The organism is Variovorax rhizosphaerae, assembly GCF_037889975.1.
GTDB lineage: Bacteria > Pseudomonadota > Gammaproteobacteria > Burkholderiales > Burkholderiaceae_C > Variovorax > Variovorax rhizosphaerae.
Map to the genome: position 1 here is coordinate 1 of NZ_JBBKZT010000038.1, position 16,964 is coordinate 16,964.

Here is a 16,964-nt window from a genome sequence, read left to right on the forward strand (position 1 = left end):
GGACCCATGGGCGGCGATGCTGCGCTACATCAGCCACCGCATCGCACCCACCATCGGCCCCTTCAGGCCTCCGAATAGGCTCCCGGGGACTGGGTAACCGCCGGATTTAGGCTGACCACTTGCCCACCGCCTCCCACAACGACTAAAAATACCAAATCGGAAGATACAAGGGGCTGAGGGCCGCGGCTCCAAGCCTGCCTGCGCAGGCTTGGACGGCCCGCAAGAGCAGCCGCCTCCGGCGGCCGCCCCGGCGCCGCAGGCGCATTCGGGGGTGGGGCTTTATTTCAAGCCAGCGCGCGCTGGATCAGCAACTTCTGGATATCCGACGTCCCCTCGTAGATCTGGCACACGCGCACGTCGCGGTAGATGCGCTCCAGCGGGAAGTCGTTGACGTAGCCGTAGCCGCCCAGCGTCTGGATCGCGGCGCTGCACACCTTCTCGGCCATCTCGCTGGCGAACAGCTTGGCCATCGCCGCCTCCTTCAGGCAGGGCCGGCCGGCGTCGCGCAAGCTGGCCGCGTGCCAGATCAGTTGCCGGGCCGCTTCCAGTTGCGTTGCGCATTCGGCCAACCGGAAGCCCACGGCCTGCTGGTCGAAGATGGCGCCGCCAAAGGCCTGTCGCTCCTTGGCATAGGCCAGCGCCACCTCGAAGGCGCTGCGGGCCATGCCCACGCTCTGCGCGGCAATACCGATGCGCCCGCCTTCGAGCGCGCCGAGGGCGATCTTGTAGCCCTCGCCCTCCTGGCCGACCAGGTTCTCCGCCGGGATGCGGCAGCCGTCGAAATTGATCTGCGCCGTGTCGCTGCTGTGCTGGCCGAGCTTGTCTTCCAGGCGCGCCACGTTGTAGCCGGGTGCGTCGGTCGGCACGATGAAGGCGCTCATGCCCTTCTTGCCGGCGGCCTTGTCGGTCATCGCGATGACGATGGCCACCTGCCCGTTCTTGCCGCTGGTGATGAACTGCTTGACGCCGTCGATCACGTAGCCGTCGCCATCGCGCTTGGCCGTGGTGCGCAGCGAAGAGGCATCGCTGCCAGCCTGCGGCTCCGTCAGGCAGAAGGCGCCGAGCATCTGCCCCTGCGCCAGCGGATGCAGCCACTTCTTCTTTTGCTGCGCATTGCCGTAGCGCATGAGGATGGCATTGACCGGGCAATTGGTGACGCTGATCGCCGTGCTGGTGCCGCCATCGCCGGCGGCAATCTCTTCCAGCACGAGTGCGAGCGTGAGGTAGTCAAGGCCGGCGCCGCCGTCTTCCTCGGGCACGCAGATGCCGTAGGCGCCGAGGGCGGCCAGGCCCTTGTGCACTTCCTTCGGGAAGCTGTGCTCGCGGTCCCAGGTGGGCGCATGCGGCCACAACTCGGCTTGTGCGAAGTCGCGCACGGCGTCGCGGATGGCTTCCTGGTCGGGGGTCAGCAGCATGGTGTTGTGTCTCGTGGTTGAACGGGATCGACAGCCCTTGTCGAGTCGCTTTCTTGTTCAGGTTGCAGGCGTGCGCTCGGCGGCGAGCTGCGCGCGGTAGCGCGCGAGCGTCTCGGCGTCGGATTCGAGCACGGCGTCGGCGCGCATCTGGTCGCGGATCATCTGGCCCATCGTCGGCAAGGCATCGCGCGCGGGCCAGGTGTCCGGCTGCCAGAGCTCCGAGCGCATGAAGGCCTTGGCGCAATGGAGGTACGCCTCCTGCACCTGCACCTCGATCACCAGCTTCGGCCGCTGGCGCTCTTGCGCGAACAGGTCGGTGAAGACGGGCTCGTCACGCAGGCGCGCAGTGCCATTGATGCGCAGCGTCTCGTCGACACCCGGCACCATGAAGATCAACGCGATGCGCGGATCGGCCAGCAAATTCTCCAGCGTGTCGAGCCGGTTGTTGCCGCCGCTGTCCGGCAGCAGCACGGTGCGCTCGTCCGTCACCTTGACGAAGCCCGGCACACCGCCGCGGGGAGACGCATCGAGCAGGCTTCCAGGCATGCCGGCGCTCGCCACCACGCAGAACGGCGACAGTTCGATGAAGCGCCTGCAATGCGCGTCCAGTTGCGCCAGTTGCTTGCCCACGGCGCGCACACCCGGTGCCGCATACATGGTGCGCAATTCAGCCAGCGTGCCGATCATGCCTACTTGCCCTGCCCGAGGTCCATGATCATCCGCGCCGCCATGTAGAGCCGGCGCGGAATCGAATCGACCACCACGTACTCCGCCTTGTCGCTGTGATAGCCGAAGCCGGGCAGGCCCATGCTCTCGATCACCGGCTTGCCCGACAGCGACGCGTAGGACGCATCGGTGCCACCGCCGCTGATCTTCTCGTCCACCTCGATCGTGCCGCCGGCCTCCCGATAGAAACCGATGGCCTTGTCGATGAGCTTGCGGCCGCCATCGCCACCGTAGAAGGCAGGGCGTCCGCGGGTGACGACGATCGCCACCTCGGCGCCCGGCACCTTCTTCTTCTGCGCGCGCTCTTCCAGCGTCTTCATCGCGGCGTCGAAGTCCTCGTTGCGCGTGTAGCGCACGTCGGCATTCACCGTCGCGCTGTCCGGAATGATGTTGGTGGCCGGGCCACCGCCCTTGATGACGGTCCAGTTGAAGCGCAAGCCCTTCGACTTGTCGTCGATATCCATGGTGCGCAGCACCAGGTCGGAGGCCTCGACCACCGCGTTCACGCCCAGTTCGGGAGCGGCGCCGGCATGCGAGGCCTTGCCCTTGATGTTGGCCTGCACATAAGCAATGCCCGAGGTGCCGACCGGGAACACCTCGGCATCGGCCGTGGTGGGCTCGAAGGACAGCACATAGTCGACCTGTTTCGCTTCTTCCTGGATCAGGTCGCGCGAGCCGAAGGATCCCTTTTCCTCGTCGGTGTTGAACAGCACCGTGATGCTGCCGTAGTCGCGCACGCCATAGGTCTTGAGCAGCTTGAGCGTGTGCAGGATGACCGCGTTGCCGCCCTTGTCGTCCGCGATGCCGGGACCGTAGGCCTTGTTGCCCTCGATGCGGAACGGCGCCTTGGCCAGCGTGCCCTTGGGGTAGACGGTGTCCATGTGCGACATCAGCAGCAGGTTCTTGCCGCCCTTGCCCTTGATCTTGCCGACGATGTTGTCGCCCACCACGAGTCCGGCCGACTTGCTCCGCGTGACGGTGAAGCCCAGCGCCTTGAGTTCCTCCTCGAGATACCTGCCCGCGGCAGCCATGCCCTCTGCGTCGCCCGTGCCGGTCTCGATGTTGACCAGCTTTTCGAGCGTCTTGAGCACGGCTGGCTGCTCGGCAGTGGCGGCATCGAACAGCGCGTTGTCGCGCTTGGGCTGGGCGAAGGTGGCCGGGGCCAGGAACGTCGAGGCAATGAGCATCGCCAGGGCGGTGCGGGAAAAGATGGGGCGCACGGAAACTCCTCTCTATGGGTTTGTTGTTGGAAAAAATGTCCGCCGCGGGCAGGCAGCAGACGCGTTCAAAGGACCTCGAGCGCCACGGCCGTGCCTTCGCCACCGCCGATGCAGAGCGTCGCCACGCCCCGCTTGAGGCCGCGCGACTTCAGCGCATGGATCAACGTGACCATGATGCGCGCACCGCTGGCCCCGATCGGGTGGCCGAGCGCGCAGGCGCCGCCATGCACGTTGACGATGTCGTGCGACACGCTGAGTTCATGCATCAGCGCCATCGGCACCACGGCAAAGGCCTCGTTGACTTCCCAAAGGTCGACGTCCTTGACGCTCCAGCCAGTCTTCTTGAACAGCTTGCCCACGGCCCCCACCGGCGCAGTCGAGAACCATTCGGGCTGCTGTGCATGCGTGGCATGGCCGACCAGACGCGCGAGCGGCTTCGCGCCGATCTTCTTCGCATGCGATTCGGTCATCATCACCAGCGCCGCGGCGCCGTCGTTGATGGAGGAGCTCGATGCGGCCGTGATGGTGCCGCCGTCTTTCTTGAAGGCCGGCTTGAGTGTCTTGATCTTGTCGAGCTTGACCTTGCCCGGGCCTTCGTCGATCGAGACAATCGTGTCGCCGCCGCGGCCCTTCACCGTGACGGGCGCGATCTCGTCCTTGAACAGCCCGGTATCCGTCGCCTTCTTCGCGCGCTCGACGCTGGCGATGGCAAAGGCATCCTGCTGCTCGCGCGTGAAGCTGTACTTCGCCGCGCAGTCCTCGCCGAAGGTGCCCATCGAGCGGCCCGGCTGGTAGGCGTCTTCCAGGCCGTCCAGCATCATGTGGTCGAAGATGCGATCGTGACCCATGCGGTAGCCGCCGCGGCCCTTGAGCATGAGGTAGGGCGCGTTGGTCATGCTCTCCATGCCGCCCGCGACGATCACGTCGCTGGTGCCGACCAGCAGCATGTCGTGCGCCAGCATCGCGGCTTTCATGGCCGAGCCGCACATCTTGCTGAGCGTCACCGCACCCGCACTGTCCGGCAGCCCGCCCTTGTACGCGGCCTGCCGCGCCGGCGCCTGGCCCTGGCCCGCCATCAGGCAGTTGCCGAACAGTACCTCGCCGACCGAGTCCGGCGCCACGCCCGAACGCTCGATGGCGGCCTTGATCGCCGCGCCGCCGAGGTCATGCGCCGCAAGGGAAGAAAAGTCGCCCTGGAAGCCGCCCATGGGGGTGCGCGCGGCGCCGACGATGACGATGGATTCAGACATTCAAATGCTCCTTCGATTCAACAACAGGCGAGATGGCCTTCATTCGTGAAACACCGCGGAACCGGCTTCGCCGGGCCGCTGGTGTTGCCCCCGGTGAGGGGGTGGGCGGCTCACGCAGTGAGCCAACCTGGGGGAGAGCCTAAAAGTACGGCGCGTGCCCATCATGCTCAAAGCGCTGCGCCTCGTCATAGGGGAATACATCCAACATCTGCCCGGCCTGGATGCGCTCCTTGTGGCTTTGCCAGAAGGCCGCGTCGAGCAGGTCGGCGTGGTGCGCCATGAAAGCCTTGCGCACCGAATCGTTGCCCAGCAGGAAGGGGCCGAAGGTCTCCGGGAACACGTCCTTCGGGCCGACGGAATACCAGACTTCGCCGCTCATCTCATCTTCCTCGTTGCGCGGCGTGGGCACCCTGCGGAAATTGCAATCGGTGATGTATTCGATCTCGTCGTAGTCGTAGAACACCACCTTGCCGTTGAGCGTGACGCCGAAGTTTTTCCACAGCATGTCACCCGGGAAGATGTTGGCCGCGACCATGTCCTTGATCGCGTTGCCGTATTCGGCCACGGCATGCTCCAGCTGGTCCTTTGCGCGCTTGGCCATGGCCGGGTTCTCGGGCTGCGCGAGCTGGTCGAACGCTTCCTGCAGGTAGATGTTGAGCGGGATCATGCGGCGCTCGATGTAGACGTGCTTGAGCACCAGTTCCATCTCGCCGTTGCTGTCGCGATCGCCGATCTCCAACTGGCTCGGCGCGAACTTCTCGAGCTCGGCGACCAGGTCGGGCTCGAAGCGGTCCAGCGGAAAGCCCACGTCGCTGTACTCCAGCGTGTCGGCCATGCGCCCCACGCGGTCGTGGTGCTTCACCAGCATGTACTTGCCCTTGATCTGCTCGCGCGTGGTTTCCTTCTGCGGCGGGTAGTAGTCCTTGATGACCTTGAAGACGTACGGGAAGGACGGCAGGTCGAACACCAGCATCACCATGCCCTTGATGCCGGGCGCGATGCGGAACTTGTCGCTGGAGTAGTTGAGATGCGAGAGAAAGTCCCGGTAGAACAGCGTCTTGCCCTGCTTGGCGAGCCCAAGCGCGTTGTAGATCTCGGCGCGCGGCTTGCGCGGCATCAGCGAGCGCAGGAATTGCACGTACGCTGACGGCACCTCCATGTCGACCATGAAGTAGGCCCGCGCAAAGCTGAACAGCATCTGCAGGTCGTCCTCGCCGAACAGCGCCGCATCGACGTAGAAGTGGCCCTTGCGGTCATGCAGGATCGGCAGCGCGAAGGGCAGCTCGACGAAGCCGTTGATGATCTTCCCGACCAGGTACGCACCCTTGTTGCGATAGAACAGGCCCGACAGTACCTGCAACTGGAAGTTGGCCCGCAGCTTGACCTGGTGGAAGCGCCCGAGGATCGCGGCGGCCACACGCTCCGCGTCACGGCGCCGGTTGGCGAAGTGACCGAGCAGCGCATAGTCCTCGATGATCCGTTCGACAGTGTCGGCCAGCCCCTCGTGCGTAGGGTAGTAGGCGCGGAAATGCGGTGCACCGCGCGGCTCGATGTACTCCGTGCTGATCGCCGGCCGCACGAAGATGAAGTCGTTCTGGAAATACGCGCGGTGCAGGATCTTGGTCGTGACCGAATTGAAAAAGCTCTCGGCCAACTCGGGTTGGTGATGGTTCACCAGCAGGCCGATGAAGTGCAGCTTGATCTGGTGCCACACGTCCATCGGCTGGTCGCCCGCCCTGAATTCCTTCTCGAGCCGGGCCACGGCTTCGTTCACCCGCAAGTCGTAGAACTCGATGCGCTCGCGCTGCGCGCGCTGCTGGCCATGCCAGTCGGCCGTCTCGAACCGATGCTTGGCCCGTGACGACTCCGCGCGAAACAGTCGGTAATGTCGGTTGAAGCCGTCGATCAGCGCCTTGGCGATGTCGTACGCGAGCGGGGAATCCAGACGTTGCGGGAACATTTCTTCTTATGCCTCCTTGGTGACCTCCGCATTTTGCTGTGCCGCGTGGCCGTTTCCGTTGCCATGGCCGTTCCCGTTGCCATTCCCGTTGCCGGTCCACTTGTAGCGGATGCGCTGCACGCAGGCCTTGTAGGTGGTCTCCAGCGGCTTCGTGTTGTTCGCTGTGATGCCCAGGTCCTGCAGCAGGCCGTCGTGCACGCCGAAGGCCCAGCCGTGGATGCTCACGTCCTGGCCGCGGCTCCAGGCATCGACCATGACGGTGCTGACTGCCACGTTGACCACCTGCTCGGCCACGTTGAGTTCGCACAGCGCATTGGCGCGCGACTCGGGCGGCACGGACTCGAGCATCACGCGGTGCCGGTCGCGCACGTCCTGGATGTGACGCAGCCAGTTGTCGGCAATGCCGATGCGCGCGCCTTCCAGCGCGGCCTGCACGCCGGAGCAGCCGTAGTGGCCGACCACCATGATGTGCTGCACCTTCAGGCGCTCGACCGCGAACTGGATCGCCGAGAGCGCGTTCAGGTCGGAGTGCACCACGATGTTGGCCACGTTGCGGTGCACGAACACCTCGCCGGGCTCCAGCCCGGTGATCTGGTTGGCGGGCACGCGGCTGTCGGAGCAGCCGATCCACATGTACTTGGGCGTCTGCTGCTTCACCAGGCTGGTGAAGAAGCCGGGGCGGTCACGCTCTACCTGGGCGGCCCAGTGGCGGTTGTGCGCGAAGAGGTCGGGGAGGCTGTCTGACATGAAGATATTTTCCGATGAGCGTTAATGAACGGGGCTGGTCATTTCAGGAGGCCTTGGCCTTCAGCGCCTTGGCCAGCGTGGCACGCGTCTTCTTCTCCTGCTCGCGCACCTCGTCGAGGTTGGCCTGCAATTCGGCCTGCCGACTCTCCAACTGTGCACGGTGCGCGCCGAGCACGCCGAGGAATTTTTTCAGTTGCAGCACCGTGTCGCGCGGGCTGTCGTACATGTCCAGGATGTCCTTCGCCTCGGTCAGGCTCAGGCCCAGGCGCTTGGCGCGCAGCGTCAGCAAGAGACGCGCCCGGTCGCGCGCCGTGTAGACGCGCTGCCGCCCGCCCGGACCGCTGCGCGTGGGCGCGAGCAGGCCCATGTCCTCGTAGAAGCGGATCGCGCGCGTGGTCAGGTCGAATTCCCTGGCCAGGTCGCTGATGGTGAAGGTTTGCGGAGCCAATTCGGATGCCGGGTCGGGGACGTTACAGTGGCGACAGCGCGATCGGGCCGCTGTCCCTACAATGGGCGATTCACCCATGACGTTTACGTAAACGTCAATCGTACATGAACTTGCTCGAACGCGAACTCCATTACCCCTTGGGCGACCTGCTGCCGGCCCCAGGCACCACCCACGAGGTGCTGCCCGGCGTGCGTTGGATCCGCATGGCGCTGCCCTTCGCGCTCGACCACATCAACCTCTGGCTGCTGCGCGACACCATCGATGGCGTCGAGGGCTGGACCGTCGTGGATTGCTGCATCGCGCACGACAAATCGCGTCAGCAATGGGAAGAGATCTTCGCGACACAACTGGAAGGCCTGCCGATCCTGCGCGTCATCGTCACGCACATGCATCCCGACCACATCGGCCTGGCCAGCTGGCTGTGCGCGCGCTGGAACGCGCCGCTGTGGATCAGCTCCACCGACTACCACGTCGCGCGCACGCTCACCAGCCCCGGCGCCAGCGACAGCCTGGCAGGAGGCGACGGCGCCGCCGACTTCTTTGCCGCGCATGGCATGACGGACCCCGAGGCCATCGCCAGGATCCGCGGGCGCAGCAACTACTACGCCAACATGGTGCCGGAGGTGCCCGACAGCTTCGTGCGCATGCTCGACGGCGATACGGTGCAGATCGGCGGCCGCGACTGGCAGTGCATCAGCGGCTACGGACACGCGCCCGAGCACATCGCGCTGTATTGCGACGAGCTGCATGCGCTCATCGGCGGCGACATGATGCTGCCGCGCATCTCGACCAACGTGAGCGTGCATTCGGGTGAGCCGGATGCCAATCCGCTGCGCCTGTTCCTGGACAGCATCGAACGCTTTCTCGAACTGCCCGAGGACACGCTCGGCCTGCCCTCGCATGGCAAACCCTTCACCGGCGTGCACCGCCGCGTCGGCCAATTGCAGGAACACCACCGCGACCGCCTCGCCGAGATGCTCACGGCCTGCACGGCGCACCCCCTGACCGCGGCCGAGGCCTTGCCGATCATGTTCAAGCGCGAGCTGGACTTCCACCAGGTGACCTTTGCCATGGGCGAGACGGTCGCGCACCTGCACCTGCTGCGCTTCGCGGGGCAGCTCAAGCGCACGGTCGATGCACAGGGCGTCTACCGCTTCGGCGCGCCAGAATGAAGCTCGCCCCCAGGATCCGCGTTGCTTCGCGGCGCTCCTCCAACCCCCTACCGGAGGCAACACCAGCGGCCCAGCCGAGTCGGTTCCGCGGCGTGTCCCGCATGAAAGTGCGCGTTTGCTGAAAGGGCAGACCCTCGCGCAACTGCGCAGCGGTGAACTGGCGGGCCACCATGCGCTCGACCTCTCCTGCGGCCTGACGGAGTTCCCGCGCGAGATCTTCGACCTGGCCGACACGCTCGAGGTGCTGAACCTGTCGCGCAATGCGTTGCAGAGCCTGCCCGAGGACATGCATCGACTGCACCGCCTGCGCATCCTCTTCTGCGCCGAGAACCTGTTCAGCGAACTGCCGCCATCGCTCGGTGCGTGCCCGGCGCTGGAGATGATCGGCTTCAAGTCCTGCCGGATACGCGAGGTCCCCGCCAGCGCCCTGCCACCAAGGCTGCGCTGGCTGATCCTGACCGACAACGCCATCGAATCCCTGCCCGCCGGATGGGATCGCTTCCCGCGCTTGCAGAAGCTGATGCTGGCCGGCAACCGGCTGCAATCGCTGCCCGAGGACATGGCCAGCTGCGAGCGTCTTGAACTGCTCCGCATCTCGGCCAACCGCTTCGACACACTGCCCGACTGGCTCCTGCAAATGCCGCGACTCGCCTGGTTGGCCTGCGCGGGCAATCCGTTCAGCGACGCCAACGAAGCCGCCGCGCTGTCTCGCCAAGCGGTGCCGCTCATCGACTGGTCGCAGCTCACGCTCGACGCACGGCTCGGCGAAGGCGCGTCCGGCATCATTCACCGCGGCACGTGGCACCGCACGTCCGATGCCCACGAAGCGGTGGCGGTGAAGCTGTTCAAGGGCGCCGTCACCAGCGACGGCTGGCCACACAGCGAGATGGCCGCCTGCATGGCCGCGGGCGAGAACGCCGCGCTGATCGCGGTGCATGGCCGCATCGTCCACCATCCCGAGGCCGTCGAGGCCCTGGTGCTCGCACTGGTGCCACCCCACTTCCGCAGTCTGGCCGGCCCGCCCAGCTTCCGATCGTGCACGCGGGACATCTATGACGAGCACGCGCGCTGGCCGCTGGCCGCGGCGCTGTCGATGGCAAGGCAGATCGCCTCGGCTGCGTCGCAACTGCATGCACGCGGCATCCTGCACGGCGACCTCTACGGCCACAACATCCTGCAAGACGGCGCGGGCCAGGCGCTGCTCGGTGATTTCGGCGCCGCATCCTTCGTCGGTACCGGCCCGCAAGCCCCGGCCCTCGAACGCATCGAGGTGCGCGCCTTCGGCTGCCTGCTGGAAGAGTTGCTCGATCGCTGCAACGACACCGATGAAGCGGCGCTGGCACCGTGGCGCGAGCTTCAGCTTCTCTGCCTGCAGGACACCGTCGCCCTGCGCCCCGACTTCGCCCAGATCAGCGCTGCGTTGTCGACCGGCTGAACGGCTCGTCCACGACCAGGACGCTTTCCAGCCAGCGCAGCGCCCACGCGAACGGCTTGGGCCCCGGCGCCGAGGCGTGGGCAACCAGGACACGCGAGCGCGTCTCCGCATGCACGATGTCGCCGTCGCTGCGATCGACCGTGCAGCAGAAGCGGTTGCGCCGCATCAGCGCCAGCATCGGCGCGTTGTCGGCCAGCACGTCGCAACGCATCCAGCCGACACCGGCCGCGTGGGCGGCGTTGCCCAGCGCATGCAGCACCCAGGTCGCGATGCCGCGGCGTTGCCAGCCGTCATCCACCATCAGCATGATCTCCGCGCTCTGGCCGTCGGCATCGATCAGGTAGCGCGCCTCCGCCACCAGGCGCTCGCGCCCACCTTCATGAACGGCCACCACCATCGCGAGGTGACGACGGTAGTCGATGCACACGAGGCTCGCCAGCTCGTCAGCCGTTGCGGGCAGTTGCGCGTTGGGAAAGCGGTGTGAAAGCGAGCGCTCCGACATCCGATTGATCAAGTCCGCCAGCAAGCGATTGTCTTGAGGCATCACCGGCCGCAAAGTCAGCCGGTGATTGGCATCGAACCAGCGCACGTCGATCAGGCCCGTCGGGTAATGACTGATCAGGTACGAATCGACGAGCCCGGCGCTTGACCGTAAATCGTGTGTGGTTATAGGCCCGTCGGAACTGGCATTCATGCCCAAGCATACGGGCGGCGCGCTGCGGTTTCCCCCTCCATGGGGGCGTTGACAGTACGACCAAAGTATGAGTGAGCACTCGCACAATACGAATCTGGTGAATACTGCGGTTGGGGGGAAAAAGAATGAACTTGCTGATGGTCGACGACCACATGATGTTCTTGCAGGGAATGAAGAACCTGCTCAACGTACTGGTGCCCGAGCTTCGCGTCGAAACCACCGGTGACATGGCCCATGCGGTCCAGTTGGTGCAGCTGACCGAGTTCGACATCGTGCTGCTCGACTGGCACCTGAGCGATTGCGAAGGCACGGAGTCGATCCGCTGGCTGCGCGACGCAGGCTGCACGGCACGCATCGTGGTGCTGTCCGGCGAAACGAACGCCACGCTGATTCGCCACTCGATCGAGCTTGGAGCGGCTGGCTTCATTCCGAAGAAGTACAGCTCCGAAATGATGGTGGCCGCCTTGAAGCATGTGCTCGCGGGCCGTGTGTTCCTGCCCTCGGAAACCTATCCGGCGCGCAGCATCGGCAGCGCACCGGGCATGGCCATGCAGTCCGGCGCCGCTCCTTCGGAAGCGGCCCTCGACCCTCGCCTTGCGGGACTGACCGCGCGGCAGATGGCCGTTTATCGCGCCGCAACCCGGGGACTTTCCAACAAGCTGATCGCGCGGCAACTCGACATTGCCGAATCGACCGTCAAGGCCCATCTCAGTGCGGTGTACAGCGCGCTCGGCGTGCGCAACCGCACCGAGGCAGCCTACCAGGCGTCGCGCGAGGGCATGCACATTGGTTGACGAGCCACTGCACGACCCGATCCCTCGTGCGGAGCGGATCGAGCGTCGGATTGCCGAGCGGCGTGTCGAGTTGATGCTGCGCTACCTGAAGCGCTTGCCGGCGATGTTCGTGGGTCATGTCATCCTGGCGGTGGTCGCCATGCGGCAAGGGCTGCTGGTGTGGCCCTGGGTGTGGCTGGCCATCACCTGCGTGATGATGTACTACCGCTGGACGATGGCCCGCAAGATCGAAAAGTACTCCGCGATCGACAAAGCCGCCGCGCTCCCGCAGCTCAACCGCGGCTTTGCATTGAGCGGGCTGGTGACCGCGCCGATCGTCATGCTGGCCTACGCCACGCCGAGCGACGAAGCACCCCTGCTGATAGGCATCATGCTGGTGACCGGCTGCGCGGTGGGCGCCGCGTCGATGGCCGGCTCGGTGCGCGCCTTCGTGGGCCTGTGCACGCCGACCTTCGCGCTGATCGCCGGAGGCTGGTTCCTGCGTGGCGGCACGCTGGGCTTCTCGCTGGGCATCGGCGTGCTGATCATGTACGTGGTGCTGCTGGCCAGCGTGCGCGACCATGACCGCAACCTCAAGGAACTGATGGCGCTGGTGGAGGACAACGCCCAGCTCTCCGAGTCGGTCGAACTCGAGCGCGACCGCGCCGAAGCCGCCAGCGCGGCCAAGACGCGCTTCTTCGCCGCCGCCAGCCACGACCTGCGCCAACCGCTGCACGCGCTGTCGATCAACGCGACCACGCTGGAGATCCTCGCGCAGCGCGGCAACGACGTCCTGCTCAAGGAAATCAGCCGCGGCATCGGCAGCGCCTTGCGCCAGAGCAGCGGCCTGCTGGACACCTTGCTCGACATCTCCCGGCTGGAAGCACATTCGATCGAGCCCAAGCTCGCTGCGCACGACATCGGCATCTTGCTGCGCGCGGTGCATGACGAATACGCCGCTCTTGCGGCGCAGCAGAACCTGCAACTCAAGGTCGACCTGCCCGCCGAAACGCTCTGGTGCCTGACCGATGGTGACCAGTTCATGCGAATCCTTGGCAACCTGGTCAACAACGCCATCAAGTTCACCCACCGCGGCAGCGTCACCCTGTCAGCCCGGCGCGGCCCGCGCGGGCATGTGCTGGTGCAGGTGGCGGACACCGGCTCGGGAATCCCACCCGACCAGCGCGAGCGCGTGTTCGAAGAGTTCTACCAGCTCGACAACACGCCGCACGACCGTGCGCAGGGTCTCGGCCTGGGCTTGGCCATCGTGCGGCGCACGGCGGCTCTGTTGAGGCACAAGCTCAGGCTGGACAGCATTCCGGGGCACGGCACGACCTTCGAACTTCGCATTGCATCTGCCATGCCCCCAAGCCATGCCCCCCTGCCGGCCGCGGTACCCGCCCGCCCGTGCGAAAGCCTGCCGCTCACAGTGTTGCTGATCGACGGCGAGGCCGAAGGCCTGGCCGCGCTGGTCACCTACCTCACCCAGCTCGGCTGGTCGGTCAAGGGCGTGGAGGGTGGCGCCCAGGCCGAGCTGGCGCTGGCCAACGGCTATGAACCGGATGTACTGGTCATCGACTACCGCCTGCGCGGGGAAACCGGACTGGACGTGGTCGAGCGCGTTCGCCGGCGCCTGCCGGGCGTACCGGCCGTGATCGTCACCGGCGAGACCGCACCCGAGCGATTCGCCGATCTGACGCGTGCCGCCGAGCGCGTGCTGCACAAGCCATTGAGCGGGGACGTGCTCGCTCGCACGCTGCAGGAAGTGGTGGCCGAGGCTGGCGCGTTGGCGACCGCACCGGGCAGCGCCCGGCAATAAGCTGCTCGCTCTTTCCGGAGCATCACATGGACACCACACAACTCTTCTCCCTCCAGGGCCGCACTGCACTCATCACCGGCGGCTCGCGCGGCATCGGCCGCATGATCGCGGAGGGCTACCTGGCCCAAGGCGCCCGCGTCTACATCTCGGCGCGCAAGGCCGATGCCTGCGACCAGACGGCCAAGGAACTGTCGGCCTTCGGCCACTGCGTGTCCTTGCCAGCCGACGTGTCGACCATCGAAGGCGCGCAGGCGCTGGTGCAGGCCTATTCGAAGCACGAGAAGACACTCGACATCCTCGTCAACAACGCCGGCGCCGCATGGGGCGCGCCGTACGACGACTTCCCCGAAAGCGGCTGGGACAAGGTGGTCGACCTGAACCTCAAGACGCCCTTCTTCCTGACGCAGGCACTCACGCCGATGCTCAAGGCCGCCGCCACCGACCACCTGGCCAAGGTGATCAACATCGCGTCGATCGATGGCGTGTCGGTGAACCCGCAGGAGACGTACTCGTATGCGGCCAGCAAGGCCGGCCTGATCCATCTCACCAAGCGCATGGCGCTGCGCCTGGCGCAGGAGCGCATCGCAGTCAGCGCCATCGCGCCGGGTGCGTTCGCCTCCAGCATGAACAAGGAAGCGCGCGACCATGCCGACGAAGTCAAGGGACACATTCCCGCCGGCCGCATCGGAACGCCGGAGGACATGGCCGGCGCGGCGATCTACCTGGCATCGCGCGCGGGCGACTATGTGATGGGTGCAACGCTCGTTGTCGATGGCGGAGTGGCTTGGGCGCGTTGAGCGCGGAGTCAGTCCGAGGCCACCGCCAGCAGCATGTCGGCCAGCTCGCGCGGGGCCGAGATCATGGCGTCGTGGCACGTCGCGATCTCGCGGTAATCCCACCCTGGCTGCGCCCGGGCGAACTCAGCGCTCGGCGTGACGATGGCGTACAGCGGGTCGGTGCAGCGGATGTACGTGGCGGCCACGCCATTGCCTACCGGGTTCGCCAGGGTCAGGCTGGTGAGATAGGTCTTGAGCGGTTGCGGTGAGAGCCGGCGCTCCACCCAATCCATGGTCGCATCGCCCTCGCGCTCGCGCGACAGGCCGAAGTTGGTGGCTGGCGGCACTGGAGAGCAGAGGCCGCCGCTGAACTTGTCGGCCGCCGCGAGCCTCGCTTCCTGCACGTCCGGCGGCAGGCCACTCATGATGCTCCGGCCCGACATCGGAATCAGCGAATCGAGGAAGACAAGGTGCCGCAGTCGTTGCGGCATGCGCTCGGCAACCCCCACCACCGCGCAGCCGCCGAAGCTGTGGCCGACCAGGTAGACATCCTCCAGTTCCTCCGCCTCGATCACGTTGGCGATGTCGTCGACGAAGGTCTCCAGGGTGATGTCCGGACTCATCAGGTGCCGCCGCTCGCCGAGGCCGGTCTGCGTCGGCGTCAGGACCAGGTGCCCCGCGGCCCGCAGATGCGCCGCCACGTCGCGCCAGCACCAACCGCCATGCGATCCGCCATGAACCAGGACATAGGTTCTTTTTTCCATGAGCCCTCAGCTCCAGCGCGGGATCGTCTCATCCTTGAGTTGCTTGCGCAGCACGCCGTAGTCCGGCACCACGCTCTCCACCGTTTCCCAGAAGCGCGGGCTGTGGTCCATCACGCGCAGGTGGCTCAACTCATGCGCCACCACGTAATCGATCACCGGCATCCGGAAGTGCACCAGTCGCCAGTGCAGGCGAATGCCGCCATCGGCGCTGGCGCTGCCCCAGCGCGTCGATGCGTTCGAAAGCGACAGCTTGGTCCAGCGCACGCCCAGCCGTTGCGCGAAATGATCCAGGCGCTCGATGAAGATGCGGCGCGCCTGCTTCGACAGCCAGGCTTGCGCGGCATCGCGGATCTGCTCCGGCGTGGCGTTCTGCGCGAGCGCCATGCGCAAGGTCCTGGGCATCGTCGGGTCGCTGTCCGCCTCGAGCACCGCGCCCACACCCTTGAAGCCATGCTTGGGGTCCAGCCGAACCACCACAGGCTCGCCGAGATAGGGAAAGCTCACGCCATCGCACCATTCGATGCGCGCGGCTTCGAGCCGTGCATAGCGCTGGTCGGCTTCGGTCAGCTTGCGCAGGATCCAGGCGGACTTCTCCTGCAGCGCTGCATCGACATCGCGCAGTGCGACCCAGCGCGGTGCCCTCACCGACAGCCCCTGCGCACCGACCACGAAGCCGATCGTGCGCCGCTGGCCGCGCGTGAATTCGTAGGCCACGCGTGCATTGCCGAGCATGGCCTCGCGCGTCGCGCGTGGGTGGACGAAGCGCGCGGGTGCGAGCGAATCGGCCAGCGATATCTCAGGCGCCGATGTGCGCGGCACCGCATCGGCGGCGGGAACTGCAGGAGCCTCCGACGCGACGGGAAGCACGGGTGCGACAGTCTTGCCACGCCGCAGCCGCGGCTTCGACGGCGCCTTCAATCCGGGCGCCTCCGTCGACAGCCCTTCGAACAGGTCCAGCGTGTATTGCAGCAGCCCGCGCATGCCTCAGTCCCCTGGCCTGTGTGCGTGTGTCATCGATAGGCCTCCGGGTCGAGCCGACGCATCTCGGCCTCGATCCAGGCTTCGACTTCGCGCATCAACTCATCGGGCTTGCGACCGACGCTCGGGATCGCCGGCCCGATCGACACATCGACGATGCCCGGCCGCTTGATGAAGGCCTTGCGCGGCCAGACCTTCGCCGAGGTCACGGCGATCGGCACCACCGGCGCGCCGGTCTCGCAGGCCAGCCGCGTGCCGCCCGACTTGTAGGTGCCCTTCTGCCCGCGCGGAATGCGCGTGCCCTCAGGGAACATGATGATCCAGATGCCTTGCGCCAACAACTCACGGCCCCGGCTGACCACCTTGTTGAAGGCCTGCGACTTATGGCTGCGGTCGATGTGGATCATGTCCAGCCGCGCCATGGCCCAGCCAAAGAAAGGCACATAGATCAATTCCCGCTTGAACACGAAGGCCAGCGGATGCGACATCAGCGTCGGCATCAGGAAGGTCTCGTAGGTGGACTGGTGTTTGACCAGCAGGATGGCGCCAGCGCGCTTGTCCTGCGGCAAGTTCTCCATACCGACCACGCGCGTCTCGATGCCGAGGATCACGCGCGCGCCGCCAATCGCCCAGCTGAGCCAGCGAACGGCCATCCACCACAGCGGCTCCCCACGGCGCCAGATCGAGGCCACCACCATGATGAGGCCCCAGGGAATCACGGTGATGAGCATCCACAGCATGTGAAGGACGGAGCGAATAAATGCCATGGGATCGATCTTGTTGTGCA

Annotated in this window: 16 protein-coding genes; 5 read left to right on the forward strand and 11 right to left on the reverse strand. The window is 66.1% G+C overall.

The window, feature by feature from the left end:
• Positions 1-284: 284 nt before the first annotated feature.
• The 7 genes from WKW82_RS37440 to WKW82_RS37470 form a co-directional block, all read right to left on the reverse strand.
• A complete protein-coding gene (locus tag WKW82_RS37440; RefSeq protein ID WP_340348307.1) occupies positions 285-1,415 on the reverse strand; it encodes an acyl-CoA dehydrogenase family protein in 1,131 nt (376 codons plus the stop codon).
• 57 nt (positions 1,416-1,472) lie between these two features.
• On the reverse strand, positions 1,473-2,102 hold the full coding sequence (locus tag WKW82_RS37445) for a pyridoxamine 5'-phosphate oxidase family protein (protein WP_340348308.1): 630 nt from the start codon (positions 2,100-2,102) through the stop codon (positions 1,473-1,475).
• A 2-nt stretch (positions 2,103-2,104) separates the two neighbouring features.
• Positions 2,105-3,361 (reverse strand): glutamate carboxypeptidase, encoded by a 1,257-nt coding sequence (locus tag WKW82_RS37450; protein WP_340348309.1) that lies wholly within the window; start codon positions 3,359-3,361, stop codon positions 2,105-2,107.
• Positions 3,362-3,426: 65 nt separating this feature from the next.
• A complete protein-coding gene (locus WKW82_RS37455) occupies positions 3,427-4,611 on the reverse strand; it encodes an acetyl-CoA C-acyltransferase (RefSeq protein ID WP_340348310.1) in 1,185 nt (394 codons plus the stop codon).
• A 139-nt stretch (positions 4,612-4,750) separates the two neighbouring features.
• On the reverse strand, positions 4,751-6,571 hold the full coding sequence (gene aceK / locus WKW82_RS37460; RefSeq protein WP_340348311.1) for a bifunctional isocitrate dehydrogenase kinase/phosphatase: 1,821 nt from the start codon (positions 6,569-6,571) through the stop codon (positions 4,751-4,753).
• A 6-nt stretch (positions 6,572-6,577) separates the two neighbouring features.
• A complete protein-coding gene (can, locus tag WKW82_RS37465; protein WP_340348312.1) occupies positions 6,578-7,318 on the reverse strand; it encodes a carbonate dehydratase in 741 nt (246 codons plus the stop codon).
• Between the two features lie 43 nt (positions 7,319-7,361).
• Complete coding sequence (locus WKW82_RS37470) at positions 7,362-7,766, reverse strand: MerR family transcriptional regulator (protein ID WP_340348313.1); 405 nt, start codon at positions 7,764-7,766, stop codon at positions 7,362-7,364.
• 104 nt (positions 7,767-7,870) lie between these two features.
• Between WKW82_RS37470 and WKW82_RS37475 the strand changes: the two genes are divergently transcribed.
• Positions 7,871-8,938 carry an MBL fold metallo-hydrolase gene (locus WKW82_RS37475; protein WP_340348314.1) on the forward strand — a complete coding sequence of 356 codons (1,068 nt, stop codon included), beginning with the start codon at positions 7,871-7,873 and terminating at the stop codon, positions 8,936-8,938.
• Positions 8,939-9,053: 115 nt separating this feature from the next.
• A complete protein-coding gene (locus WKW82_RS37480; RefSeq protein ID WP_340348315.1) occupies positions 9,054-10,373 on the forward strand; it encodes a leucine-rich repeat-containing protein kinase family protein in 1,320 nt (439 codons plus the stop codon).
• Here WKW82_RS37480 and WKW82_RS37485 read toward each other — a convergent pair.
• Positions 10,348-11,067 (reverse strand): GNAT family N-acetyltransferase, encoded by a 720-nt coding sequence (locus WKW82_RS37485; RefSeq protein WP_340348332.1) that lies wholly within the window; start codon positions 11,065-11,067, stop codon positions 10,348-10,350. The genes WKW82_RS37480 and WKW82_RS37485 overlap by 26 nt on opposite strands.
• Before the next feature lie 125 nt (positions 11,068-11,192).
• Between WKW82_RS37485 and WKW82_RS37490 the strand changes: the two genes are divergently transcribed.
• The 3 genes from WKW82_RS37490 to WKW82_RS37500 are packed head-to-tail and all read left to right on the forward strand — an operon-like array spanning position 11,193 to position 14,456.
• Positions 11,193-11,861: a response regulator gene (locus WKW82_RS37490; protein WP_340348316.1), complete on the forward strand. Its 669-nt coding sequence runs from the start codon at positions 11,193-11,195 to the stop codon at positions 11,859-11,861.
• A complete protein-coding gene (locus tag WKW82_RS37495) occupies positions 11,854-13,659 on the forward strand; it encodes an ATP-binding response regulator (RefSeq protein WP_340348317.1) in 1,806 nt (601 codons plus the stop codon). The genes WKW82_RS37490 and WKW82_RS37495 overlap by 8 nt, the downstream gene beginning before the upstream one ends.
• 26 nt (positions 13,660-13,685) lie before the next feature.
• Positions 13,686-14,456 carry an SDR family oxidoreductase gene (locus WKW82_RS37500; RefSeq protein WP_340348318.1) on the forward strand — a complete coding sequence of 257 codons (771 nt, stop codon included), beginning with the start codon at positions 13,686-13,688 and terminating at the stop codon, positions 14,454-14,456.
• Between the two features lie 8 nt (positions 14,457-14,464).
• On the opposite strand, the gene WKW82_RS37505 is transcribed toward WKW82_RS37500, so the two are convergent.
• The 3 genes from WKW82_RS37505 to WKW82_RS37515 are packed head-to-tail and all read right to left on the reverse strand — an operon-like array spanning position 14,465 to position 16,944.
• Positions 14,465-15,199: an alpha/beta fold hydrolase gene (locus WKW82_RS37505; protein ID WP_340348319.1), complete on the reverse strand. Its 735-nt coding sequence runs from the start codon at positions 15,197-15,199 to the stop codon at positions 14,465-14,467.
• 6 nt (positions 15,200-15,205) lie between these two features.
• Entirely contained in the window at positions 15,206-16,180 is a 975-nt protein-coding gene (locus WKW82_RS37510) for a M48 family metallopeptidase (protein ID WP_340348320.1), read from the reverse strand.
• A 29-nt stretch (positions 16,181-16,209) separates the two neighbouring features.
• Positions 16,210-16,944, reverse strand: coding sequence for a lysophospholipid acyltransferase family protein (locus tag WKW82_RS37515; protein ID WP_340348321.1), 735 nt, complete (start codon positions 16,942-16,944; stop codon positions 16,210-16,212).
• Positions 16,945-16,964 lie beyond the last annotated feature (20 nt).